This window comes from Streptomyces sp. NBC_00647 (genome assembly GCF_045207245.1).
Taxonomy (GTDB): domain Bacteria; phylum Actinomycetota; class Actinomycetes; order Streptomycetales; family Streptomycetaceae; genus Streptomyces.
The window spans coordinates 7,052,020-7,077,349 of record NZ_CP109040.1 but is presented as its reverse complement, the minus strand read 5'-3'; the positions used below and the strand labels follow the sequence as shown (position 1 = coordinate 7,077,349).

The following is a 25,330-nucleotide window of genomic DNA, read 5'->3' as shown; positions in this document are numbered from 1 at the left end:
CGCTATGTCCGCCATACGGACAAGTCGGTGCCGGAGAACTCCTACCCTTCGACCCATGTTCACCCGTACGTACGACGGCTGTCGGCGCACGCTGGGAAGTTTCCAGACATGACCGCTGCCTCCAGGGGGACTCCCCCCGGACTCCCCGTCCCCGACGTCGGCATTCCGCTCGAGCTCGCACGCGACATGAGCATGGCCGAGCAGTACGAATACCTGCGGACGAAGTTCACACGGCGCCGCGCGCTCGTGGCGGCGAGCGCCTTCACGGGCGCCTTCGCGGGCGGCGGGCTGCTGACCGGCTGCGCCTCGGGCACCGAGGCCCCCGCACGGACGGCGGCCGGCTCGTCGCCGCACCCGGCCACCGGCCGCGTGTCCGGCTCCGCCGTCACGCCGTTCGGCCGCCACCTCGCCTTCGGCGCGGATCCGAAGACCCAGATGCGGGTCTCCTGGCAGGTGCCGTTCGCGGTCAGGAAGCCGTTCATCCGGGTGGGCCCGACGCCCTGGTCGCTGAGCCGCAGGATCGAGGCCGAGGTCCGCCACCTGCGCACACCGGGAGTCGCCGGACAGCGGATGGCGCTGGACCAGTACTACGTGCACGCGGCCCTCGACCGGCTGCGCCCCGGGACGACGTACTACTACGGCGTCGGCCACGAGGGCTTCGACCCGGCGAGCAAGGCGCGGCACTCCACGATCGGCCGCTTCCGCACGGCGCCCGCGCACCCCGAGAAGTTCGTGTTCACCGCCTTCGGCGACCAGGGCGTCACGCCCGACGCGCTCGCCAACGACAAGGTGCTCCTCGGCCGCGGCCCGGCCTTCCACCTGCACGCGGGCGACATCTGCTATGCGGACGGGACCGGGCACGGCGAGGACTCGGACATCTACGACCCGGGCGCGTGGGACCTGTTCCTCAAGCAGACCGAGACCGTCGCGAAGTCGGTGCCGTGGATGGTGACGACCGGCAACCACGACATGGAGGCCTGGTACTCGCCGAACGGCTACGGCGGCCAGTCCGCCCGCTGGACGCTCCCCGGCAACGGCTTCGACTCCGCGCACGCGCCGGGCGTCTACTCCTTCGTCTACGGCAACGTCGGCGTCGTCGCGCTGGACGCCAACGACGTGTCGTACGAGATCCCCGCCAACAAGGGCTACTCGGGCGGCAGGCAGACGGCCTGGCTCGACAAGCGGCTCGGGGAGCTGCGCGGACAGGTCGACTTCATCGTCGTCTTCTTCCACCACTGCGCCTACTCGACGTCGACGCACGCCTCCGACGGGGGTGTGCGCGACGCCTGGGTCCCGCTGTTCGCCAAGCACCAGGTGGACCTGGTGATCAACGGACACAACCATGTGTACGAGCGCACCGACGCCATCAAGGGCGGCAGGGTGGGCAAGCAGGTGCCGGTGGGCGCCTCGACCGATCCGACCCGGGACGGGATCGTGTACGTCACGGCGGGCGGGGCGGGCAAGAGCCTCTACCGGTTCCCCGCCGGGGTCAAGGACAGCTTCGAGGGGAAGGTCACGCGCCGCGAGTCCGTCGAGACCTTCCACTGGACGAAGTCGCAGCGGCAGAAGGCGGACACCGTGGAGTGGTCGCGGGTGCGGTACACCGGCTTCTCCTTCCTCTCGGTGGAGGCGGAGGCCGGCTCCTCGCCCCGGCTCAAGGTGTCGGCGCTCGCACAGAGCGGCGAGCGCATCGACCACTTCGAGGTGCGGCGCGGGAGCTGAGCGCGGCGCGACTCAGCACGTCGAGGTGCGGCGCGGGGCGTGACCCCGCGCCGCACCCCTGCGGGTGCGGCTCCCGGTCGGAAGGGGCGGCGGGCCTCAGTGGCCCGTCGCGCCGCCGTTGTCCCTGCGGTCCAGGGCACGCTGGAGCGCCGCGGCGGCGTTCTTGCGGTCGGACTCGCTGCTCGTACGGGAGAGGTGACGGACTCGGCGGACGGTCGTCTCGGCCATGATGAATCGACTCCTTGCCTCCGGCGAAGCCCACACGGGCGGCCGGAAGTGCGGTGAGGGATTTACGAGACGCCGGAAGGGGCGGGGAGCGGTGCCGCAGGGGTTGCCTGCCAGGGGCTCCGGCTCACGACCGCCATTCGCTTGGTCGAGCGAGACGTTCGGCTCCTACAAAACTAGGCGAGGACCGGGCATCTGTCTCCACAATTACTCGGACTTCCTACTATCTGAGACGGCGGATTGCGTCACACCGCTCCGACCAGGGACGACGGTCCGGACGGCGTCACCCGCCCCGGGGTGCAGCCGCAGGGCTCCCACCGTCGGCAGCAGGCACAGCGCGCCCAGCACCACGAACGCGACGGCGTACGGCGGCCGCGCTCCGCCCGTCAGGGCCTCGCCCCCGCGCAGCGCGACGGTGGCGATCGCGATCCCGAGCCCCGCGGCCAGTTGGTGCGAGGTCGCGAAGAGGGCGTTCGCGTCGCGCAGCCGCTCCTCCCCCGTCTCGCTGAACGCGATCGTCGCGTAGCCGCTGAGTCCGACCGAACGGGCGACACCGCCGACGGCCACGACGACCCCGATCACCGCGACCGGCGTCGCCGCCGTGAACAGCGCGCAGCCCGCGGTGGTCACGGCGAGCCCCAGGGTCGAGACGACGAGCAGCGGCCGGAATCCGAACCGGTTGATCAGATACGTCGTCGCCGGCTTGATGCCGATGTTGCCCACGAAGACGAACAGGATCACGGCGCCCGACTTCACCGCACTCCACCCGAAGACCTCCTGGAAGAGCAGGGGCAGCAGGAAGGGGAGGGCGGAGACGACCGCCATGTAGAGGGAGCCGTCGAGCGCCGCGGCCCGGAAGGACGGGACGTCCAGGGTGCGCAGGTTGACCAGCGGATGTGCGGTGCGCAGCAGATGGCGTACGGCCGCCGCCAGGGCCACGACCGCGACGGCACCGGCCACGGCCGTCTCCGCCGGGCCGCTCCGGTCTGCGGACACCAGATGCGCGGTCCAGGTCAGGGCGGCGAGACCGACGCAGGTGAGCAGCATGCCGGGCACGTCGAGCGGCGGCGCTCCGCCCGGCGTGCCCGGCGCGATGAGCCGGCGGGCGACGAGCAGGGCGAGCACCCCGAGCGGCACGTTCAGGAGGAAGATCCAGTGCCAGGAGGCGTACGTGGTGATCACGCCGCCGAGCAGCGGCGCGACGACCGGGGCGGCGAGGCCCGGCCACACGATGTAGGCGACCGCGCGCGGGAGATCCCGCTTGTCGATCCCGGCGACCACGACGAGCCGGCCGACCGGCACCATCATCGCGCCGCCCGCGCCCTGGAGGACCCGGGTCACGACGAGGACGCCGAGGCCGGGCGCGAGGGCGCAGGCCAGCGAGGCGAGGGTGAAGACCGTGATCGCGGCGAGGAGGACGCGGCGCGGACCGAAGCGGGCGGTGAGCCAGCCGGAGAGAGGGACGAGGACGGCGAGGGTGACGAGGTAGGCCGTCACGACCAGGCCGACCGAGGCGGGTGTGGTGTGCAGGTCGGCGGCTATCTGCGGGGCGGCCGTCGACACGATCGTGCCGTCCAGCATCTCCATGAAGAAGCAGCCCGCGACCAGCAGCGCGGTGCCGCGCTGACGCGAATCCATCATGGATCCAGATTCGGGGTGGACCACTCCTGCACACAAGGTCCGATTGCTTCACGTAGCATTGCGCCCCATGCAGCATTCACGCCCAGCTCCTCCCGCGCGGGACGGGGCGTCCCCCCTCCCGGACATGAACCTGCTCCCCGCTCTCGACGCCCTTCTGCGCGCGGGCGGCGTCGCGGGCGCGGCGGCCGAACTGAGCGTGTCCCCCTCGGCGATGAGCCGCACCCTGGGCCGGCTGCGCCGGGTCGTCGGCGACCCGCTCCTCGTCCCGTCGGGCCGGGGCCTGACCCTCACGCCCCGCGCGCGGGAGATGCAGCCCGGGGTACAGGCGGCGCTCGCGGCCGCCGTGGCCGCCCTCCACCCGCCCCGCGACATCGAACTCGCGACCCTGCGGAGGGAGTTCAGGATCCGCACGAACGACGGGGTCGCGATGTCCCTGGGTGCCCCGCTGCTGGAACTGGCGGCGCGGGAGGCACCCGGCGTGCGACTGCGGCTGCTGCCGGAGGGCGACGAGGACCCGGCGGACCTGCGCACCCATGTCGACCTGGACGTGGGCGAGTTGCCGGAGGAACTGCCGCACGACGTGCGCAGCGCCGCCCTCAGGGTTCACCGGTACGTGGCCGTCGCGCGCGCCGACGCCCCGTTCGCCCAGGGCCCGTTGACCGCCGCCCGCTTCGCCGCACTGCCCCACATCACGGTCACCCGGCGCGGCCGCACGCGCAGCGTGGTGGACGAACGTCTCGCCGAACTCGGCCTGAGCCGCGACGTCCTGGCCACCGCCCCCACCTACGGCGCGGCCTGCTTCTTCGCCCTGCGCACCGACGCACTGGCCCTGGTCCCCTCGGAGGTCGCGACCGAGGCGTGCCGGGCGATGCCGCTCGTGGTCCTGGAGATTCCGCTGGACCTGCCGGAGGTCGTGTCGGCGCAGGCGTGGCACGTGCGGCTGGACACCGATCCGGCGCACCGGTGGCTCCGTGGGGCACTCACCCGCGTGGCCGGGGAGACCGGCCCCGCCGTGGACGGGTCCCCCGCGACCGGCTGACCGGGGCGCGGCGTGCCGCGGCCGACCCACGGCGGCGCCGGTCCACCGCGGCGCCGACGGACCCCGGTGGACCGGCCGCGGTGAAGCGACCGAGGTGGACCGGCCGGTACGACAGGCGCTCCGCCGGCACCCGCTCCGGTCAGAGCACGTCGCCGTCCCGCCAGTCGAAGACCAGCTCGTGCTCCGGGTCGAGGGGGCCCACGGCCGCGCCGGGACGGACGAAGGTGATGCCCTCCTCCTCGGGGAGGCGGACGACACCGTCCGGGGCCAGGACGCAGACGCGGCCGGGCCAGAGCTGCCAGCCCCGGACCGCGTACAGGGCGGCCCCGTCCTCGCTCGCGGAGAGCGCGCCGAGCCCGTAGGCGCTCTCGATGATCCGTTCCACCTCCGCCATCACGCGCCCGCCGAGCCCTGTGCGCCGCACGTCCGCGCGAACGCCGACCGCCTCCACGTATCCGACGCGCAGCGAGCGGCCGCGGTGCAGGACGCGCCGCTGGATCACCGAGCCGTGCGCCGCGAGGCCCCGGCCGTCATGCACCAGGACGTGCATTCCGCCGAGTCCGTGGTCCCAGTCCTCGTCCCTGAAGTCCCCGTCGAAGGCGTCCTCCAACAGGGCACGGGCGGCGCGGAGTTCGGCGGGGGCGAGGTCCGCGGTGTGGGCGGTCCGCAGTCGGGTGGCCATCCGGCCAGTATTCACACGGGGGCCAGGAATCCCAGCCCTCTCACCGCGCCGCCCCGGGGGCGACGGCAACCGCACACCGACGCCTAACCCTTAAAAACTACTTGACCGGTTAGGAAGCCACATGATGGACTGCCTTCACCGCCAAAGACACTTTCAGGGGTTAGGGGATCCGATCATGAGCAGCCACCCGGTCCACCACCGCACCACCACCGTCCGCGGCCACCGGATCGCCTACCGCGAGGCCGGCCCCTCGGACGCGCCCGTCCTGCTCCTCCTGCACGGCTTCCCGAGCAGCTCGCACATGTTCCGGGACCTGCTGCCGCTGCTCGCCGACCGCTACCACCTGGTCGCCCCCGACCACCTCGGCTTCGGCCGCTCGGACGCCCCCGCGGCCGCCGACTTCCCGTACTCCTTCGACCGGCTGGCCGAGATCACCGAAGAGTTCACCGAGCAGCTCGGCCTCAAGGAATACGCGCTCTACATCCAGGACTACGGCGCCCCGATCGGTCTGCGCCTCGCGCTCGCGCACCCCGATCGGGTGACCGCGATCATCACGCAGAACGGCAACGCGTACGAGGAGGGGCTGGGCGCGGACGCCTGGGCTCCGGTCCTTGCACTGATCGCGGAGCGCACACCCGAGACCGAGGCGCCGGTCCGCGCCATCAGCGGCCCGGACGGCATCCAGTGGCAGTACCTGACCGGCGTGCCGGACCCGACGCTGGTCAGCCCCGACGCCTACGAGCACGACGCGGCCCTGATGGCCCGCCCCGGCCAGCCGGAGATCCAGCTCGACCTGATCGGCGACTACGGCTCCAACTTCGCGCTCTACCCGGCGTTCCAGGAGTACTTCCGCACCAGCCAGGTCCCGCTCCTGGCCGTCTGGGGAGGCGGCGACGAGATCTTCGTCCCGGAAGGCGCGCTCGCCTTCCGCCGCGACCTCCCGGACGCGGAGATCCATCTGCTCCCCACGGGGCACTTCGCCCTGGAGACGCACGCGGACCAGATCGCGGCCCTCGTCCGGGACTTCCTCGACCGCGGCGCGACGGCCGACGGCCGCGAAGCGCATCACCCGCACGGCTGATCCTCGGCGCGGCATGCCACATCGGGCTCCGGCAACGGGAAACGGTGACGGCATGAACGACACGACCAGAGCACTGCTTGAGGGCGGCCCGGACGATCTGCCCGAACGGATCGTCCCGGCCCCGGACCCCGGATCGGACGTGAAGATCGAGTTGCGCGGTGGATACGAACACTTCAGGCCGACCCCGCGTCACGCGGACTCGCCGGAGGGCAGGCTGCCCGTGTACGAGTGGTGGGAGCGGACGGAGTTGCCCGGATAGCTCCGCGGGGCCGGGAACTGGAACCGCCCCCGCTCCACGGACGGGGGAGACCGTGGGGCGGGGGCGGAGTGGGTGACGGGCGGCCGGCCCGGGGGCCGGCGGCCGCGTTCGGCTGTCAGCCCATGTGCGGGTAGCCGTAGTCGGTCGGCGGAACCAGCGTCTCCTTGATGGCGCGGGTCAGCGTCCAGCGCATCAGGTTCTGCGGGGCGCCCGCCTTGTCGTTGGTGCCGGAGGCACGGCCGCCGCCGAAGGGCTGCTGGCCGACGACGGCGCCGGTCGACTTGTCGTTGATGTAGAAGTTGCCCGCCGCGTAGCGGAGCTTCTCCATCGTGTACGCGGCCGCCGCGCGGTCGCCGGAGATGACCGCGCCGGTGAGCGCGTAGTCGGATGCCGACTCCATCTGGGTCAGCATCTCGTCGTACTTGTCGTCCTCGTAGACGTGCACGGCGAGGAAGGGGCCGAAGTACTCGGTCGTGAAGACCTCGTTCTCCGGGTCCGAGCACTCGACGACGGTCGGGCGCACGAAGTAGCCGACGGAGTCGTCGTACGAGCCGCCCGCGACGATCGTGCAGGTCGGGTCGGCCTTCGCGCGGTCGATGGCCGCCTTGTTCTTGGCGAAGGACCGCTCGTCGATGACCGCGCCGATGAAGTTCGACAGGTCGGTGACGTCACCCATGGTCAGGTAGTCGACCTCGGCCGCGAACTCCTCCTTGAAACCGGAGTTCCAGATGGAGGCCGGGATGTAGGCGCGGGAGCTCGCCGAGCACTTCTGGCCCTGGTACTCGAAGGAACCGCGGGTCAGGGCGGTCTTGAGGACCGCGCGGTCGGCCGACGGGTGGGCGACCACGAAGTCCTTGCCGCCGGTCTCGCCGACCAGACGCGGGTAGGAGCGGTACTTCTCGATGTTGTTGCCGACCGTCTTCCACAGGTACTGGAAGGTCTTGGTCGAGCCGGTGAAGTGGATGCCGGCGAGGTCGCGGTGCTCCAGGGCGACCTTGGAGACCTCGATGCCGTCACCGGTGACGAGGTTGATGACGCCCTTGGGCAGGCCCGCCTCCTCCAGGAGCTGCATCAGCAGCACGGCGGCGTGGGTCTGCGTCGGGGACGGCTTCCACACGACGACGTTGCCCATGAGCGCCGGAGCGGTGGGCAGGTTGCCCGCGATCGCCGTGAAGTTGAAGGGCGTGATCGCGTAGACGAAGCCCTCCAGCGGACGGTGGTCCATCCGGTTCCACACGCCCGGGGAGTTCGCCGGCGGCTGCTCGGCGAGGATCTGGCGGGCGTAGTGGACGTTGAAGCGCCAGAAGTCGACGAGCTCGCAGGGGGTGTCGATCTCGGCCTGCTGGGCGGTCTTCGACTGGCCGAGCATGGTGGAGGCGGCCAGCGTCTCGCGCCAGGGACCGGCCAGCAGCTCGGCGGCGCGCAGAATGATCGCGGCGCGGTCGTCGAAGGCCATCGCGCGCCAGGCGGGAGCGGCGGCGAGGGCCGCGTCGACGGCGTCCTGGGCGTCCGCCTGCGTGGCGTTGGCGTAGGTGCCGATGCGCGCCTTGTGGTTGTGCGGCTGCACGACGTCGAAACGGTCGCCGCCGCCCATGCGCCGCTCGCCGCCGATGGTCATCGGCAGGTCGATCGGGTTCTCGGCCAGCTCCTTGAGCTTGGCCTCGAGGCGGACACGCTCGGCCGAGCCGGGGGCGTAGCCGTGCACCGGCTCGTTGACGGGGGTGGGGACCTGGGTCACAGCGTCCATTTTTTCCGTAACTCCTTGAGTCGAGCGGGTGGTTCGGTCTCAGCCCTTGGTGAGGATCGAGCGGGCGAAGAAGAGCAGGTTGGCCGGCTTCTCCGCCAGGCGACGCATGAAGTAGCCGTACCAGTCGGTGCCGTACGCGGTGTAGACGCGCATGCGGTGGCCCTCGGCGGCGAGCCGCAGGTGCTCGTCGCTGCGGATGCCGTAGAGCATCTGGAACTCGTACTCGTCCAGTTTGCGCCCGGCTGTGCGGGCGAGCTCCTGGGCGATGGAGATCAGGCGCGGGTCGTGGGACCCGATCATCGGGTACCCCTCGCCCTCCATCAGGATCTTCAGGATGCGGACGTACGCCTTGTCGGTCTCGGCCTTCTGCTGGTACGCGACCTCGGCGGGCTCCTTGTAGGCGCCCTTCACCAGACGGACGCGGCTGCCGCTCTCGGCGAGGCGGCGGGCGTCGGCCTCGGTGCGGAAGAGGTAGGCCTGGATCACACAGCCGGTCTGCGGGAAGTCCTTCCGCAGCTCCTCGTGGATGGCGAACATCGAGTCGAGCGTGGTGTGGTCCTCGGCGTCCAGCGTGACGGTGGTACCGATGGCGGCGGCGGCCTCGACGACCGGGCGGACGTTCGCGAGGGCCAGCTCATGGCCACCCTCCAGCGCCTGTCCGAACATCGACAGCTTGATCGACATCTCGGCCTTGGTGCCGAGGTCCAGCTGCTTCAGCCGCTCGATGAGTTCCAGATACGCGTCACGGGCCGCGTACGACTGCTCGGGGGTCGTGATGTCCTCGCCGACGACGTCCATCGTGACTTCCAGGCCCTTGCCCGTGAGGTCCTGGATGATCGGGACGACCTGGTCGACGGTCTCACCGGGGATGAACCGGTCGACGACCGGCTTGGTCACCGGGGCCGCCGAGATCAGACGGCGCATCTTGTCGCTGCGCGAGGCGGCGAGAATCACGGGACCCAGCACGGGGCACCTCCACAACGAAGCCAGCAGGAGGCCGAATCCCGACGATTCGGGTACGGCACGGAGAACCACCGTGAAACCTAAGGATCTCTCCGATCCTCGGCCATCGACAGCTGTCACGCATCCGTGCCCCGGATCTCAGACATATGTATGAAGGGCTCGCGGAAATGCGCGAGAATGCCCGGGTGAGCGGTGAATACAGAGGCGACTACCAAGAGCTGGTCGACGAGATCTCGGCGCTCCTCGGCGTCCCCGCGACGCTGGAGAACCGTGATTTCGAGCTGATCGCCTTCGGCGCGTACGACAGCGAGGGCGACCTCGATCCCTCCGCCCTCGACCCCGTGCGCACCCGCTCGATCCTCACCCGCCGCTCCACCACGGCGGTCCGCACCTGGTTCGAGGGCTTCGGCATCACCCGCGCCACCGGGCCCGTCCGCATCCCGCCGACCCCGGAGGCCGGCGTCTACCGAGGGCGGATCTGTCTCCCGGTGCGCCATCGGGGCATCGTCCTCGGCTACGTCTGGCTGCTGGACGACGACCCGGGTCCCACCGACGCCCAGCTGACCGCCGCCATGCAGGTGGCCTCCCGCATCGGCGCCCTGCTCGCGGACGAGGCGCAGGCCGGCGCGGATCTCACCCGCGAGCTGCGCGCCGTCCTGACCGCCGAGCGCGGCTGGCAGCGCGACATGGCGGTGGCGGAGCTGCGCACGGCACTCGGCCCGCGCGGCGACGGACTGCACACGGTGGTGTGCGTGGCGCCGTGGCCCTCGGCCGACCCGGACGACGCACCTTCCGCCCGTACGGTGCCGGGCGCGACCGCGCTGTGCACCATCCCCTGGGGCTCGACGGGCCAGAGCCTGGCCCTGCTGGTCCGGCTGCGTTCGCCGGACGTACTGACGCCCGCGCTCACGGCGGCCGCCCGGTTCGTGCGGGAGGCGGCGGGCGGGCGCGGCGCGGCCGGGTCCACCGGGTCCGGCCGTCCGGGCGGTGCGGCGGGACCGGCCCGGAAGGGCGCCGCTTCGACGTCCGCGTCTCCCGGCGGTGCCAGTGCCTCGGACGTCTCCGGACTCCCTGGCGGGACGGTGGCAGCCGCCTCCTCCCACGGCGCCCCGGGAGCCGCTTCCCCGGGCGCCGCCGCGGGAGCCGCTTCCCACGGCGGGACGGCGGCTGCCGGGATCGCCGGGGCCCGGGTGGGACTCGGGGAACTGGGGGCCGCCTGGCACGAGGCGGCCGCCGCCGCGCGTGCGGTGCTGGCCGAACCCCGGCTCGGCCCGGTCGCCGAGTGGGGGGCCATCGGCCCCTTCCGGCTCCTCACCGCCTTGCCCCGGGAGGTGGCTCACGACCCCGTCGTACGCGCCCTGTTGGCACCGGCGCACAGCGAACTCGCGCGCACCGCCGAGGTGTTCCTCGACCGGGCGGGCCAGGCCGGCCGCACGGCCGCCGAGTTGGGCATCCACCGCCAGACGCTCTACTACCGCCTGTCCCGGGTGGAACAGCTCACAGGCCTCGACCTGGACGACGGCGAGGACCGGCTCCTGCTGCACATGGCGCTGAAGGGCGCGCGGCTCTAGCTCGCGGGGCCCCTCGATCTCCGGAAGGGCTCGGGCTCGTCCCGTGCCGCCACCTCAGGACCGACCGGCCGGCCTCGCGTCCGGTGTCAGCAGATCACCGACCGCCGCCATCCCCTCGGCGATCGCCCGCTCCCCCACATCGCCGAAGCCGAGCACCAGTTGGGCCGGTGTCGACGCGTGGCCGGAGCGGCAGGCACTCATGCCGTACAGGCCGACGGAGCGATCCCGGGCCGCGGCGACGACGGACCGTTCGTCGGCCGTCGCCGCCAGGTGCAGGACCGCGTGGAACCCGGCGGCCAGTCCGGTGAGCCGGATCTCCGGAGCGTGCGTGGCGAGCGCGGTGACCAGGGCCGTGCGCCGGGCCGCGTAGACGGTGCGCATCCGGCGCAGGTGGCGGTCGTAGCGGCCGGACTCGATCAGCTTCGCGAGGGCGAGCTGGTCCAGGGTCGGGGAGCCGCGGTCGGTGAGCCGCTTGGCCTCCGCGACCGGGACGGCGAGCGCGGGCGGGCACAGCAGCCAGCCGATGCGCAGCGCCGGGGCGAGCGACTTGCTGACGGTGCCGATCGAGACCACCCGGTCCGCGGCCAGCCCCTGGAGCGCGCCCACCGGCTCCCGGTCGTAGCGGAACTCGGCGTCGTAGTCGTCCTCGATGACGTACGCGTCCCGCCGCGTCGCCCACTCGATGAGGGCGAGCCGGCGCGCGGGGGCGAGGACGACCCCGGTGGGCCACTGGTGCGCCGGGGTGACGATGACGGCGCGGGCTCCGGTCGCGTCGAGGGCCCGTACGTCGATGCCGTCCTCGTCCACCGGCACAGGCACGGCCGTCAGTCCCGCGGCCCCGGCGGCGGCCGACGCGGTGGCGGGACCGCCCGGATCCTCGTACGCCACCACTCGCACACCGGCGAGCGCCAGGCTGCGCAGCGTCAGCCCGAGCCCCTGCGCGTAGCCGGAGCAGACGACGATCCGCTCGGGGTCGGCCGCGGCCGCCCGTACCCGGCGCAGATAGCCGGCCACGACCTCGCGCAGCACCGAACTCCCGCGCGGGTCCCCGTAGTCCAGATCCGCCGTCGGCATGGCGCGGCCCGCCTCGCGCGTCGCCCAGAGCCAGTCGGCGAGCGGGAAGCTTCCCAAGTCCGGTACGCCGTGCCGGAAGTCCGCGATCAGGCGCGGGGCGGCCGGGTCCGGGGAGGCGGGCCCGGGCGGCACATGGGCTCCCGCCGCGACCCGCGTGGCGGAACCGACGCGGGTCACCAGATAGCCCTCCGACTGGAGTTGGGCGTAGCAGTCCTGGACGAGGCCGCGCGACAGACCGAGCTCGCGGGCGAGTTCACGGGAGGACGGAAGGCGCTCACCGGCGCCGAGGCGGCCGGTGCGGATCGCGTCGCGGACCTGCCGCTCCAGCTGGGCGCGGAGCTGCTCGCCGCTGTCCCGGTCGACGGACAGCAGCAGCTCGGGCGACAGACCGGCCCACTGCGGAGGCATGAAATTGGAGCTTACCGGCGGTCCGGCCGGATTCTAACGTCGTCCCCATGACGACTCCCTCGATGCCGCAGCCGCCCCGGACGACTCCGAGTCCGGCTACGGGTCCGGCTCCGAGTCCGGATGTGGGTCCGGATGTGAGCCCGGCTCCGAGCCCGGATGTGGGTCCGGATGCGAGAGCGGCTCCGAGCCCGGCTCCGAGTCCGGACGCGAGGACGGCTACGGGTCCGGACGCGAGTACGGGTCCGGACGCGATGCCCTCACCGGCCCCGGCCCCAGCCCCGGCGCCCGCGCCCGCGCCGACCACTTCTGTCGTGCCTGCCAGGCCCGCTCCGTCGGATCAGGTGTCCGTTACGGCGGCTCCGACGACAGTGACGGCTCCGGCCTGCGGGTCCGCCGCCCGGCCGCCGCTGCTCACCCGGCCCCTGATGCTCCGCTTCGTGAGCATGATCGGCGCCTCGGTGAGCTTCTTCCTGCTGCTCTCGGTCGTCCCCGCGTACGCCACGGCTTCGGGCGCGGGCCCGGCCACCGGTGCCCTGATGCTGTCCACGGTCCTCGGCGAACTCGCCGCTCCCCGCTTCGTGGCGCGCTACGGATACCGCGTGGCGCTGATCGCCGGCCTCGCCCTGCTCGGCGCGCCCGCCCTCGTCCTCACCGTCTCGCACTCCCTGGCGTGGATCGTGCTGGTCTGCCTGGTCCGCGGCCTCGGTTTCGCGCTCACGCTGGTGGCGGGCGGCGCGCTCACCGCCTCGCTGATCCCGGCCGAACGGCGGGGTGAGGGTCTGGCGCTGGTGGGCGTGGTCTCCGGGGTACCGTCGCTGATCGCCCTGCCCCTGGGCGTGTGGCTGGCCGCGCACGTGGGCTGCACCCCGGTCGCCGTCGCCGCGGGCGTGGCCGCGCTGGCCGCCGTCGCGTCGGTGCCGGGCCTGCCCGACCGGGAGGCGACGTCGGAGAAGCCGGTGGGGATGGTGGCCGCCCTGCGGACCGGCGCCCTGGCCCGGCCCGCGATCGTCTTCGCGACCACCGCCCTGGCCACCGGGATCATCGTCACCTTCCTGCCGCTGGCGGTCCCCGCCGCCGCTTCCGGGGTCGTCGCGGTGGCCCTCTTCACGCAGCCCGCCGCATCGACCGCGGCCCGTTGGGCGGCGGGCCGGTACGGCGACCGGCACGGACCGGCGCGGCTCGTGCTGCCAAGCCTGCTCCTGTCGGCCGGCGGCATGCTGATCACCGCGTTCACCGGGAGCCCGGTCGCCGTCGTGGCCGGGGTGGCCGTCTTCGGCGTCGGCTTCGGCATCGCCCAGAACGCGACCCTGACCCTGATGTACGCACGGGTCCCGGCCTCCGGCTACGGCACGGTCAGCGCGCTGTGGAATCTGGCGTACGACGGTGGCATGGGCGTCGGCGCGGTCGGCTTCGGCACCCTGGCCGGACCGGCGGGCTACGCTGCCGCCTTCGCCATCACCGGCGCGTTGATGCTGGTGGCGCTGGTCCCGGCCGTCCGGGACCTGCGCACCCCCGCCCCCAAGGGGTGCCCGGCCGGTCCGGCGGGCGCATGACGACCGGGTGGGCGAGCGGCCCGATCGGGCGCATGACGACCGGGCGCATGACGACCGGGTGCGCGAGCGGCCCGATGGGCACATGACCACCGGGTGCGCGAGCGGGCGGTGGCCTCGGGGACGACCACCGCGCGGAGGTTCGCCGCGCTGAGGTTCGCCGCGCGGAGGCCCGCCGCGCGGAGGTTCGCCGCGCCGCCCGGAGGCCGGCCTCACGGAAGCCCGCCGCGCGGCCGGCCGGGCTCACTTCGCCTCGCGCGCCCCGTCGATCACGCGGCGCAGCCCGTCGGTGAGTTCGTCGGCCGTGGACGCGCTCGCCGGGTCGAAGAGCCACTGCACCATCAGGCCGTTGAGCAGCGCCTGATAGAAGCCGCCGAGCGACTTCACCGTCGCCTCGTCGAGCGTCTCCTCGTCCCGCCCGGTGAACATCGCGACCAGCCCGGACCGTCCCTCGATCTGGGCCTTCGCCATCAGGTCCCGCAGCTCCGGCACCCGGTCCCCCTGCGTCGCGATCTCCATGCTGGCCGCCCACAGGGGCCGGAAGTCCTCGAAGGACTCCAGCATCCGCGCCCACACACTGCGGAAACGCTCCACGGAGCCCCCGGGCTCGACCTCGCGCGCCGACTCCGGGTCGAACTTCTCGCCCCACTCCTGGATCAGCTCCACGAAGGCCTGCGTGAGCAGTGCGTCCTTAGACCCGTAGTGGTAGCCGATGGACGCCAGATTCGTCCCCGACTCCTTGACGATGTCGCGCGCCGTGGTGCGCACGAAGCCCTTCTCCAGCAGGCAGCGCTTGGCGCCTTCGAGCAGATCCTCACGGTGTCCCATGCCGGCCAGCGTACCCGGAATTCAGACAACCGTCCCATACGAACGTCAAGGACGGGCGTATTAAACGCTCGTACTAGACAGGCGTTTAAGACGTGCGTACAGTCCCTGCCATGACGAACCCGACGAGCACGACACCCACCTCCGGCGCCCCCGGCGCGCTGGCCGGCCGCCGTGAATGGACCGCCCTCGGCGTGCTGATGCTTCCGCTGCTCCTGGTCTCGATGGATGTCTCGGTCCTCTACTTCGCGATCCCCTCGATCAGCGCGGACCTGGAGCCGAGCGGGACCCAGCAGCTGTGGATCTTCGACATCTACGCGTTCGTGCTCGCCGGGCTGCTGATGACGATGGGCTCGCTAGGTGACCGCATCGGGCGCCGCAAGCTGCTCCTGTTCGGCGCCGCCGCCTTCGGCACCGCCTCGGTGCTCGCGGCCTACGCGAACAGCGCCGAGATGCTGATCGCGGCCCGCGCGGTCCTCGGCATCGGCGGCGCGACCCTGATGCCGTCGACGATGGCGATCATCCGCACGATGTTCACGGACCCCGGCCAGCGCGCGAAGGCCATCGGCATGTGGTCCGGCGTCATGACCGGTGGTATCGCGCTCGGTTCGGTGATGAGCGGTGTCCTCGTCCAGTACTTCTGGTGGGGCTCGGTCTTCCTCGTCAACCTGCCCGCCATGGTGCTGCTGCTGGTCCTCGGCCCGATCCTGCTCCCCGAGTCCAGGAACCCGGAGCCCGGCCGCTTCGACCTGCTCAGCGTGCCGCTGTCCATGGCCGCCGTGCTGCCCGTGATCTACGGCATCAAGGAGATCCCGTCCGAGGGCTGGAAGACCGAGTACGTCGTCTCGGTCCTCGTCGGACTGGTCTTCGCCGCCCTGTTCGTCCACCGCCAGCGCACCGCGAAGTCCCCGCTGATCTCCCCCGCCCTGTTCCGCGGCCGCGGCTTCGCGCCCGCCGTCGTGCTCAACCTGATCGCCTCGTTCGGCATGCTGGGCTCGGCGTACTTCACCACCCAGTACCTCCAGTCGGTGCTCGGCAAGAGCTCCATGGAGGCCGCCCTGTGGGCCCTGCTCCCCACCGTCCTGGTCGGAGTGGCCGCACCGGTCTCCGCGCAGCTCGTGCAGAAGGGCGTGGACCGCGCCCATGTCGTCTCCGGCGGCTTCGTGACCGCCGCCTGCGGTTACGGCCTGCTGACCCTCGCCGGCACCGACTCCCTGTGGCTCGTGCTGGCCGGCGCGGGCGTCCTCGCCGCCGGCATCGTCACCGTGATGTCGCAGATGATGGACCTGGCCCTCGGCACCGTCCCCGTCGGCAACGCGGGCTCGGCCTCCTCCCTGCTGGAGACCGGTGCCGAGTTCGGCGGCGCCCTCGGCATGGCCGTCCTGGGCTCCATCGGTACGGCGGTCTACCGCCAGGACATCCCGGCCGGCGTCCCCACCGCGGCCCACGAGACGCTGGGCGGCGCGCTCGCCGTGGCCGGACACCTGCCGGGCGACGCGGGCCAGGCCCTGGCGCGGGCCGCACGGGAGGCGTTCACCAACGGCATGCAGGCGGCGGCGATCGCGGGCGTGATCCTCCTGCTGGGCGCCGCGGCGCTCGCCGGCGCCACCCTGCGCAAGGTGCCGGTGCGCGAGACCGAGGAGGCACCGGAAGCGGTGGCCCCCGAGCAGGCGACGGCCTGACACCCACCCGCCGGGCGGCCGACGCCCGCACCCACCCACCCACCGGGCGGGCCGGACGACTCCGGCCCGCCCGGCATCGGCACGGGTCGAAACTCCGGCCGCCGCCCCCGGCACGCCGGGGGGGAACCCGTCCGTCGTGCCGGCCCGCCCCGCATCGGCACGGGTGCGGCGCCCGGCACCGCTCGGCGTCCGGGCGCGACAGGGGCGTCGGGGTGGCGCGGGCGCGGACTCGGCCGAGGGGGCCAGTACGGAACGGGTCCCCGGGAGGCCGGCACCGGGGAGTTGTCGGTGGAGCGTGCCAGGATGGGTGTCGTGGCACAGACATTCGGTACGCCGTTCATCGGCCGGGGGGACGAACTCGCCCGGCTCACCGGCGTGCTGGAGCGGGCCATGGACGGCGACCCCCGTGCCGTCCTGGTGGCCGGAGACGCCGGCGTCGGCAAGACCCGCACGCTCACGGAAGCCGCGGCGCACGCCGCAGCCGCCGGGATGACGGTCGTGACCGGCCACTGCGTGGACCTCGGAGACGTGGGCCTGCCGTACCTCCCGTTCACGGAGATCCTCGGTGCCCTGGCCGCCGACGACCGCTTCGCCCCGGCCCTCGCGGCCCACCCGGCGGTGCACCGGCTGACCGGCGGCGGATCGGGCGCCGGCACCGCACCGGACCCCGGCAGCCGCCTCCAGCTCTTCGAGGGCATCGCGCTTCTCCTCGCCGACCTGTCCGATGTCGCCCCGCTCCTGCTGATCCTCGAAGACCTCCACTGGGCGGACCAGTCCTCCCGCGACCTGCTCCGTTTCCTGCTCAGCCGGGGCGTCCTCCAGCGGCCCGCGCCCGGCGGCCCCGCCCGCCGCCTGGCCGTCTTCGCCTCGTACCGCGCGGACGACCTGCACCGCCGCCACCCGCTGCGCCCCCTGCTCGCCGAGCTGATCCGGCTGCCCGCCGTCGACCGGCTGGAGCTGCGGCCGATGGCCGACGCCGACGTGGCCCGGCTCGTGCGCGCGCTGCGCACCGGCCCCGTCTCCGACACCACGGTCCGCCGCATCGTCGACCGCGCCGAGGGCAACGCCTTCTACGCCGAGGAGTTGCTCGCCGCGCTGCCCGGTGACGACGGCCCCGGCTCCCCCGCCATGCCCAGCGGACTGGCCGACGTCCTCCTCATCCGCATCGAGCAACTCTCCGAGACCGCCCAGCAGGTGCTGCGCACGGCGGCCGTCGCGGGGCGCCGCGTCGAGCACGACCTGCTGCGTGACGCCGTACAACTGCCGCAGGACGAGCTGGAGTCGGCGCTGCGGGAGGCCGTCGGCCACCAGCTGCTGCTGCCCGGTGGCGACGCGACGTACTCGTTCCGGCACGCGCTCACCCGGGAGGCCGTGTACGCGGACCTGCTGCCCGGCGAGCGGGTCCGGCTGCACGGGCTGTTCGCCAAACTCCTCGCGGGGAAAGCCCGTTCGGCGAAGAACGCGGCGGAGCGCGCCCATCACTCGCGCGAGAGCCACGACCTGGCCGACGCGCTCACCGCCTCCCTCGAAGCCGCCGACCACGCCCAGGGCGTCGGCGCGCCCGCCGAGGAGCTGCGCCATCTGGAGACCGCGCTCGAACTGTGGCCCGCGGTGGACGCCGCCGCCCGCCCCGAGGGCGGCACGGTCGCCCTCACCCTGCGTGCCTCGGCGGCAGCCGCCCGCGCCGGCGAGTCCCATCGCGCGGTCCACCTCACCCGCGACGCGCTCGCCCGGGCCGGCTCGGACGCCGACTCCGAGCTCGCCGCCCGGGTGCGGTACACCCTCGCGGGCCATCTGATGCGGATCGACAGCCTGAAGGCCGCGTTCACGTACAGCAGCGAGGCGCTCGCGATGATCCCCGCCGAGCCGCCCTCGTACACCTGGGTGTGGGCGGCCGCGACCCATGTCATGGCCGCCCGCTATGTGGGACGGGACGAGGACGCGGAGCGGGTCGCCCGGCAGGCGCTGGCCACCGCCGAGCGGCTCGGACTGGTCGACGCCCAGGCCGACCTGACGATCTCTCTGGTCGGCATGGACGCGCACAACCGGCGCACCCCGAAGGGCCGCGACCGGCTGAGCCGGGCCCGCGAACTGGCCCGCGGCGCGGGGAACCTCCCGGTGGAGATGCGGGCACTGTTCAACCTCGCCATCGGGTGCTACGAATCCGGCGACCTGGACGAGTGCCTGACCTGGCTGGACGACGGCCTCGGCCGTGCCCGCCGCGCCGGTCTCCTCTCCTCTCCGTACGCCCTGGAGCTGCGCTATCTCCAGTCCCTGGTGCTCTACACGCTGGGCCGCTGGGACGAGTGCGCGCGAGCCGCCGCCGAGGACTCCGAACTGCTGCCGTCGGCGGGCGGGTTCGCGACGGGCCCCGCCCTGTACGTCGCTCTGGCCCGCGGCGAGCACGACGCGGCGGTCACCGGGGCCCGCGCACTGCTCGACCGGCCGTTCGACTGGATGGCGACGCTCGTCGCGAGCATCGTGCTGACCGACGGGGCGGCGCTGCGCGGCGACGCCGAGGAGTCCGTACGGCGGCTGCACACCGCGGCCGATGCCCTCACGGACGTCTCGGGCACCGACCGGCCCCCCGTCGTGGTGCGGCTCGCCGCGCTCGCCCTGTCCGCGGTCGCGGACACGGCCGAGGAGTCCCGCCGGTCCGGCGACCCGACGGGCGCCGACCGCTGGGCGGACACCGCGTCCGAGCTGGTGGAGCTGGCCCGGGGCACGGCGGCCCAGAGCGGGGACGCCACCGAGCAGGGACCCGAGGGACTGGCCTGGCTCGCCCGCGCCGAGGCGGAGGGGCTGCGCGCCCGCACCGGTCCGGACGTCGCGGCCTGGGAGCGGGCCGTGACGGCGTTCGGCTACGGCGATCCGTACGAGCTGGCCCGCAGCAGGAGGCGGCTCGCGGAAGCCCTCCTCGCGGCCGGCCGCCGGGAGGAGGCCGCCGAACAGGCCCGCGCGGCCCGTGAGACCGCCCTGCGCCTCGGTGCGGTGCCGCTGTGCGAGGCCCTGGACGCGCTCATCCGGCGCGGTCGCCTCGCCGGGTCACCCGCCGCCGGGGAGCGCATCGCCGCGCTCACCGCCCGGGAGAGCGATGTGCTGCGGCTGCTCGGCCGGGGGCGCACCAACCGCCAGATCGGTGAGGAACTGTTCATCACCGGCAAGACCGCGAGCGTCCATGTCTCCAACATCCTGGGCAAACTGGGCGCGGCGAGCCGTACCGAGGCCGTGGCCATCGCCTATCGCGAGGGCCTGATCGAGCCGGAGACGACACCGTCCGCGTGAGGCGGCGCAGGACGCGCGAGGGCCGGGACACCCTCGGGTGTCCCGGCCCTGTGCTCACGTGACGGAAGCGTCGCGGGAGAACCTCAGACGAGGTTCACCGATCGCGCCGACGTCGCGCCGATCTCGTCGGAGAGCTCGGTGAGGACGCCCTGCGGCACCGTGTCGTCGACGGTGAGGACCGCGAGGGCCTCGCCACCGACGGCAGCGCGGGCGACCTGCATGCCGGCGATGTTGATGCCGGACTCGCCGAGGATGCGGCCGACGGTGCCGACCACGCCGGGACGGTCCTCGTAGCTCAGCACGACCATGTGGTCGGCGAGCGCGAGGTCCACGTCGTACTCGCCGACGGCGACGATCTTCTGCAGGTGCTTCGGGCCGGCCAGCGTGCCGGAGACCGAGACCTCCTGGCCGTCGCCGAGCGTGCCGCGCACGGTGACCACGTTGCGGTGGTCGGGGGACTCCGAGCTCGTGGTCAGACGGACCTCGACGCCGCGCTCCTGCGCGAACAGCGGGGCGTTGACGTACGAGACCGTCTCGTCGACGACGTCCTCGAACACGCCCTTGAGCGCGGAGAGTTCGAGCACCTTCACGTCGTGCTGGGTGATCTCGCCGTACACCTCGACGTCGAGGCGGACCGCGACCTCGCCGACGAGGGCGGTGAAGATGCGGCCGAGCTTCTCGGCGAGCGGCAGACCGGGCTTGACGTCCTCGGCGATGACGCCGCCCTGGACGTTGACCGCGTCGGGGACGAGCTCACCGGCGAGGGCGAGGCGCACCGAGCGCGCGACGGAGATGCCCGCCTTCTCCTGCGCCTCGTCCGTGGAGGCGCCGAGGTGCGGGGTGCAGACGACCTCGTCGAGCTCGAACAGCGGGGAGTCCGTGCAGGGCTCCTTCGCGTACACGTCGAGGCCGGCGCCGGCGACGCGGCCCTCCTTGAGCGCCGCGTACAGCGCCTCCTCGTCGACGATCCCGCCGCGCGCGGCGTTGACGATGCGCACCGTCGGCTTGACCTTGTGCAGCGCCTCGTGACCGATGAGACCGAGGGTCTCGGGGGTCTTGGGCAGGTGCACGGTGATGAAGTCCGAGACCTCGAGCAGCTCGTCGAGGGTGAGGATCTTGACGCCCATCTGCGCGGCCCGCGCGGGCTGGATGTACGGGTCGTAGGCGACGACCTTCATGCCGAACGCGGACATGCGCTGCGCGACGAGCGCGCCGATGCGGCCGAGGCCGACGACACCGAGGGTCTTCTCGGCGAGCTCGACACCGGTGTACTTGCTGCGCTTCCACTCGCCGTTCTTCAGGGCCGTGTTGGCCTGCGGGATGTGGCGCGCGGTGGCGAGGAGGAGACCGCAGGCCAGCTCGGCCGCGGTCACGATGTTGGAGGTGGGGGCGTTGACGACCATGACGCCGGCCTTGGTGGCGGCGGAGACGTCGACGTTGTCCAGGCCGACGCCGGCTCGTGCGACGACCTTCAGCTTCTTGGCGGCGGCGACGGCCTCGGCGTCGACCTTGGTGGCCGAGCGGATCAGAATGGCGTCGACGTCGGCGATGGCCGGCAGCAGCTCGGCGCGGTCCGCGCCGTTCACATGCCGGATCTCGAAGTCCGGGCCCAGGGCGTCTACGGTCGCGGGCGACAGCTCTTCAGCGATGAGTACGACAGGTTTCGAGCTCACGTGAGTCCTCACAAGTCCAATGCGGACGGCCGTCCCGACGGCCGCAGGCGGTGGAGGGTTTGTAGCGGCCCCGGGGCGTGCCTGCACTTCTTGGGGGGTCGCTTGAGCCGCGTGGAAGACGCACGACGCTGTGGGCCTGACGCGTTGTTGATGTGGAGCAGTGTAGTGGCGCCGCCGAGGTCGTCCTGCGCCTCCGCGGAAGGATCACCCGTCCGTGGCTGGACGGGATGTCCAACACCGTGTCCACGGGCGTTACCCGCGGTTCGGCGAAGGGGCCGGAGCATGCCGCCCCGGCCCCCCGTCGTACGGCTTACGCCTCGTCGTCGTTCACCCACGACATGAGCTTGCGCAGCTCCTTGCCGGTGGTCTCCAGGAGGTGGTTCTCGTCCTGGGTCTTGTACTCGTTGTACTTCTTCAGACCCGAGTGGTACTCGTCCATCCAGTTACGGGCGAACGTGCCGTCCTGGATCTCGGCGAGGACCTTCTTCATCTCGGCCTTGGTGGCGTCCGTGATGATGCGCGGGCCGGTGATGTAGTCGCCCCACTCGGCGGTCTCGGAGACGGACCAGCGCATCTTCTCCAGGCCGCCCTCGTACATGAGGTCGACGATGAGCTTCAGCTCGTGCAGGCACTCGAAGTACGCGATCTCCGGCTGGTAGCCGGCCTCGGTCAGCGTCTCGAAACCGGCCTTGACCAGGGCGGCGGTGCCACCGCAGAGGACGGCCTGCTCACCGAACAGGTCGGTCTCGGTCTCCTCGGTGAAGGTCGTCTTGATGACGCCGGCGCGGGTGCCGCCGATGGCCTTGGCGTACGAGAGGGTGAGGGCGAAGGCGTTGCCGGTCGCGTCCTGCTCGACGGCCGCGATGCAGGGAACGCCGCGACCCTCCTCGTACTGGCGGCGCACGAGGTGGCCCGGGCCCTTGGGGGCGACCATGCAGACGTCGATGCCGGCCGGGGGCTTGATGAAGCCGTAGCGGATGTTCAGGCCGTGGCCGAAGAACAGCGCGTCGCCGTCGTTGAGGTTGTCCTTGATGGACTCCTCGTAGACCTGGGACTGGATCGGGTCCGGCACCAGGATCATGATGACGTCGGCCTCGGCCGCGGCCTCCGACGGCGTCACCACGCGCAGGCCCTGCTCCTCGGCCTTCGCCTTGGACTTGGAGCCCTCGTGCAGACCGACGCGGACGTCGACACCCGAGTCGCGCAGCGACAGCGCGTGGGCGTGGCCCTGGCTGCCGTAGCCGATGACCGCGACCTTGCGGCCCTGGATGATGGACAGGTCGGCGTCGTCGTCGTAGAACAGCTCGGCCACTGGGGTTCTCCTTGTTTTCCGGTATTTCCGGTGTTGCGTCCCACCGTACGGCGGGCGGGGGAAGGGAAGTTTTCGGGTCTCGGTATACGGGCGGACGGTGGTCGCCGCCCGCCCGCGTACCGACGCTTTCCTGACTTAGGCCGACCGGTCCAGTGCGCGCAGCGACCGGTCCGTGATCGAACGCGCCCCGCGCCCGATCGCGATCGTGCCGGACTGGACGAGCTCCTTGATGCCGTACGGCTCCAGCATCTTGAGCATGGCCTCCAGCTTGTCGGCGCCGCCGGTGGCCTCGATGGTGACGGCCTCCGGGGAGACGTCGACGGTCTTGGCGCGGAAGAGCTGGACGATCTCGACGATCTGGGAGCGCGTCTCGTTGTCGGCGCGCACCTTCACCAGAACGAGTTCCCGCTGAACGGCGGAACCGGGCTCCAGCTCGACGATCTTCAAGACGTTGACGAGCTTGTTGAGCTGCTTGGTGACCTGTTCGAGCGGGAGTTCCTCGATCACGTTCACCACGATGGTGATGCGGGAGATCTCGGGGTGCTCGGTGACACCGACGGCGAGGGAGTCGATGTTGAAGCCGCGCCGGGAGAACAGGGCGGTGATCCGGGCGAGGACACCGGGCTTGTTCTCGACGAGGACGGAGAGGGTGTGCTTGCTCATGGGTCTGACTCGGCTCTCTCTCAGTCGTCTTCGTTGTCGCCGAAGTCGGGGCGGACGTCCCGGGCGAACATGACCTCGTCGTTGGAGGTGCCGGCGGCGACCATCGGCCACACCATCGCGTCTTCGTGGACGATGAAGTCGACCACGACCGGACGGTCGTTGATCGAGTTCGCCTCCTCGATCACCTTGTCGAGGTCGTCCGGGGACTCGCAGCGGATGGCGTAGCAGCCCATGGCCTCCGACAGCTTGACGAAGTCGGGGACGCGGGTGCCGGCGCTCGGCTGCTTGCCGTCGGCGTCCGGACCGCTGTGCAGCACGGTGTTGGAGTAGCGCTGGTTGTAGAAGAGGGTCTGCCACTGGCGGACCATCCCGAGGGCGCCGTTGTTGATGATGGCGACCTTGATCGGGATGTTGTTCAGGGCGCAGGTCGTGAGTTCCTGGTTGGTCATCTGGAAGCAGCCGTCGCCGTCGACCGCCCAGACCGTGCGGTCCGGCTGTCCGGCCTTGGCGCCCATCGCGGCCGGGACCGCGTAGCCCATGGTTCCGGCGCCGCCGGAGTTCAGCCAGGTCGAGGGCTGCTCGTACTGGATGTAGTGCGCGGCCCACATCTGGTGCTGGCCGACGCCCGCCGCGAAGATCGTGCCCTCCGGGGCGAGCTGCCCGATGCGCTCGATGACCTGCTGCGGCGACAGCGAGCCGTTGTCGGGCTGCTCGTAGCCGAGCGGGTACGTCTCGCGCCAGCGGTTGAGGTCGTTCCACCAGGCGGTGTAGTCGCCGGTGTTGCCCTCGCCGTGCTCCTTCTGCACCGCCTGGACCAGGTCGGCGATGACCTCGCGGGCGTCTCCGACGATCGGCACGTCGGCGGCGCGGTTCTTGCCGATCTCGGCCGGGTCGATGTCGGCGTGGACGATCTTGGCGAACGGGGCGAAGCTGTCCAGCTTGCCGGTGACGCGGTCGTCGAAGCGGGCTCCGAGGGCGACGATCAGGTCGGCCTTCTGCAGCGCGGTGACGGCGGTGACCGAACCGTGCATGCCCGGCATTCCCACGTGCAGCGGGTGGCTGTCGGGGAACGCGCCGAGCGCCATCAGCGTGGTGGTGACGGGCGCTCCGGTGAGTTCTGCGAGGACCTTCAGCTCGGCGGTGGCGTGCGCCTTGAGGACGCCGCCGCCGACGTACAGCACCGGTCGCTTCGCCTGGGTGAGCAGCTTGGCGGCCTCGCGGATCTGCTTGGCGTGCGGCTTGGTCACCGGGCGGTAGCCGGGCAGGTCCTGGGTGGGCGGCCACTGGAAGGTGGTCCGCGCCTGGAGGGCGTCCTTGGCGATGTCGACGAGGACCGGGCCCGGGCGGCCGGTGGAGGCGATGTGGAAGGCCTCCGCGATCGTCCGCGGGATGTCCTCGGCCTTGGTCACCAGGAAGTTGTGCTTGGTGATCGGCATCGTGATGCCGACGATGTCCGCCTCCTGGAAGGCGTCCGTGCCGATCGCCTTGGACGCGACCTGTCCGGTGATCGCCACGAGCGGCACCGAGTCCATGTGGGCGTCGGCGATCGGCGTGACCAGGTTGGTCGCTCCGGGGCCGCTGGTCGCCATGCAGACGCCGACCTTGCCGGTGGCCTGGGCGTATCCGGTGGCCGCGTGGCCGGCGCCCTGCTCGTGCCGCACGAGCACGTGCCGCACACGGCGGGAGTCCATCAGCGGGTCGTACGCCGGAAGGATCGCACCGCCGGGGATACCGAATACCGTCTCGGCCCCGACCTCCTCGAGCGAGCGGATGAGGGACTGCGCACCCGTGACGTGCTCGGGGGCGGACTGGTGTCCTCCGGAACGGGGCCGCGGCTGCGGATGGTGGGCCCCGGTGGCCTGCTCGGTCATCGGCATTCTCTTCTCGATGCTGAGGGTTTTTGCGACTTTTGTGCGATGTACGACTGG

19 protein-coding genes are annotated in these 25,330 nt (G+C 72.2%); 8 read left to right on the top strand and 11 right to left on the bottom strand.

The window, feature by feature from the left end; genetic code table 11:
• Window positions 1-108: 108 nt before the first annotated feature.
• On the top strand, window positions 109-1,722 hold the full coding sequence (locus tag OG788_RS31255) for a purple acid phosphatase family protein (protein ID WP_406374618.1): 1,614 nt from the start codon (window positions 109-111) through the stop codon (window positions 1,720-1,722).
• 96 nt (window positions 1,723-1,818) lie between these two features.
• On the opposite strand, the gene OG788_RS31250 is transcribed toward OG788_RS31255, so the two are convergent.
• Window positions 1,819-1,950 (bottom strand): hypothetical protein, encoded by a 132-nt coding sequence (locus OG788_RS31250; RefSeq protein ID WP_103550476.1) that lies wholly within the window; start codon window positions 1,948-1,950, stop codon window positions 1,819-1,821.
• Window positions 1,951-2,154: 204 nt separating this feature from the next.
• Complete coding sequence (locus tag OG788_RS31245; protein ID WP_406374617.1) at window positions 2,155-3,588, bottom strand: MFS transporter; 1,434 nt, start codon at window positions 3,586-3,588, stop codon at window positions 2,155-2,157.
• 124 nt (window positions 3,589-3,712) lie between these two features.
• On the opposite strand from OG788_RS31245, the gene OG788_RS31240 reads away from it, so the two are divergent.
• Window positions 3,713-4,627 carry a LysR family transcriptional regulator gene (locus tag OG788_RS31240; protein ID WP_406374616.1) on the top strand — a complete coding sequence of 305 codons (915 nt, stop codon included), beginning with the start codon at window positions 3,713-3,715 and terminating at the stop codon, window positions 4,625-4,627.
• Window positions 4,628-4,766: 139 nt separating this feature from the next.
• Here OG788_RS31240 and OG788_RS31235 read toward each other — a convergent pair whose 3' ends face one another.
• Window positions 4,767-5,309, bottom strand: a complete 543-nt coding sequence (locus tag OG788_RS31235) for a GNAT family N-acetyltransferase (protein WP_351541745.1) — start codon at window positions 5,307-5,309, stop codon at window positions 4,767-4,769.
• A 175-nt stretch (window positions 5,310-5,484) separates the two neighbouring features.
• Between OG788_RS31235 and OG788_RS31230 the strand changes: the two genes are divergently transcribed.
• Entirely contained in the window at window positions 5,485-6,390 is a 906-nt protein-coding gene (locus OG788_RS31230; protein WP_406374615.1) for an alpha/beta fold hydrolase, read from the top strand.
• Window positions 6,391-6,442: 52 nt separating this feature from the next.
• A complete protein-coding gene (locus OG788_RS31225) occupies window positions 6,443-6,649 on the top strand; it encodes a DUF5988 family protein (RefSeq protein ID WP_351541747.1) in 207 nt (68 codons plus the stop codon).
• A gap of 115 nt (window positions 6,650-6,764) precedes the next feature.
• Here the strand turns inward: OG788_RS31225 and pruA are convergent, their stop codons facing one another.
• Complete coding sequence (gene pruA / locus OG788_RS31220; RefSeq protein WP_351541748.1) at window positions 6,765-8,396, bottom strand: L-glutamate gamma-semialdehyde dehydrogenase; 1,632 nt, start codon at window positions 8,394-8,396, stop codon at window positions 6,765-6,767.
• A gap of 39 nt (window positions 8,397-8,435) precedes the next feature.
• Window positions 8,436-9,362, bottom strand: coding sequence for a proline dehydrogenase family protein (locus tag OG788_RS31215; protein WP_351541749.1), 927 nt, complete (start codon window positions 9,360-9,362; stop codon window positions 8,436-8,438).
• Window positions 9,363-9,526: 164 nt separating this feature from the next.
• Here OG788_RS31215 and OG788_RS31210 point away from each other — a divergent pair, with 164 nt between their 5' ends.
• A complete protein-coding gene (locus tag OG788_RS31210; RefSeq protein WP_406374614.1) occupies window positions 9,527-10,930 on the top strand; it encodes a PucR family transcriptional regulator in 1,404 nt (467 codons plus the stop codon).
• Window positions 10,931-10,984: 54 nt separating this feature from the next.
• Here the strand turns inward: OG788_RS31210 and OG788_RS31205 are convergent, their stop codons facing one another.
• A complete protein-coding gene (locus tag OG788_RS31205; RefSeq protein ID WP_406374613.1) occupies window positions 10,985-12,412 on the bottom strand; it encodes a PLP-dependent aminotransferase family protein in 1,428 nt (475 codons plus the stop codon).
• Window positions 12,413-12,855: 443 nt separating this feature from the next.
• Between OG788_RS31205 and OG788_RS31200 the strand changes: the two genes are divergently transcribed.
• A complete protein-coding gene (locus tag OG788_RS31200; protein ID WP_406376895.1) occupies window positions 12,856-13,965 on the top strand; it encodes an MFS transporter in 1,110 nt (369 codons plus the stop codon).
• 240 nt (window positions 13,966-14,205) lie between these two features.
• Here OG788_RS31200 and OG788_RS31195 read toward each other — a convergent pair whose 3' ends face one another.
• Window positions 14,206-14,790 carry a TetR/AcrR family transcriptional regulator gene (locus tag OG788_RS31195; protein WP_351541753.1) on the bottom strand — a complete coding sequence of 195 codons (585 nt, stop codon included), beginning with the start codon at window positions 14,788-14,790 and terminating at the stop codon, window positions 14,206-14,208.
• 110 nt (window positions 14,791-14,900) lie between these two features.
• On the opposite strand from OG788_RS31195, the gene OG788_RS31190 reads away from it, so the two are divergent.
• Complete coding sequence (locus OG788_RS31190; RefSeq protein ID WP_406374612.1) at window positions 14,901-16,469, top strand: MFS transporter; 1,569 nt, start codon at window positions 14,901-14,903, stop codon at window positions 16,467-16,469.
• Between the two features lie 312 nt (window positions 16,470-16,781).
• Window positions 16,782-19,754, top strand: a complete 2,973-nt coding sequence (locus tag OG788_RS31185; protein ID WP_406374611.1) for an AAA family ATPase — start codon at window positions 16,782-16,784, stop codon at window positions 19,752-19,754.
• A gap of 83 nt (window positions 19,755-19,837) precedes the next feature.
• Here OG788_RS31185 and serA read toward each other — a convergent pair whose 3' ends face one another.
• The 4 genes from serA to OG788_RS31165 form a co-directional block, all read right to left on the bottom strand.
• Window positions 19,838-21,427, bottom strand: a complete 1,590-nt coding sequence (gene serA, locus OG788_RS31180) for a phosphoglycerate dehydrogenase (RefSeq protein WP_406374610.1) — start codon at window positions 21,425-21,427, stop codon at window positions 19,838-19,840.
• A 310-nt stretch (window positions 21,428-21,737) separates the two neighbouring features.
• Window positions 21,738-22,739, bottom strand: a complete 1,002-nt coding sequence (gene ilvC / locus OG788_RS31175; RefSeq protein WP_326785360.1) for a ketol-acid reductoisomerase — start codon at window positions 22,737-22,739, stop codon at window positions 21,738-21,740.
• 135 nt (window positions 22,740-22,874) lie between these two features.
• Window positions 22,875-23,402 (bottom strand): acetolactate synthase small subunit, encoded by a 528-nt coding sequence (gene ilvN, locus OG788_RS31170; protein ID WP_261705560.1) that lies wholly within the window; start codon window positions 23,400-23,402, stop codon window positions 22,875-22,877.
• 20 nt (window positions 23,403-23,422) lie between these two features.
• Window positions 23,423-25,279: an acetolactate synthase large subunit gene (locus OG788_RS31165; protein ID WP_406374609.1), complete on the bottom strand. Its 1,857-nt coding sequence runs from the start codon at window positions 25,277-25,279 to the stop codon at window positions 23,423-23,425.
• Window positions 25,280-25,330 lie beyond the last annotated feature (51 nt).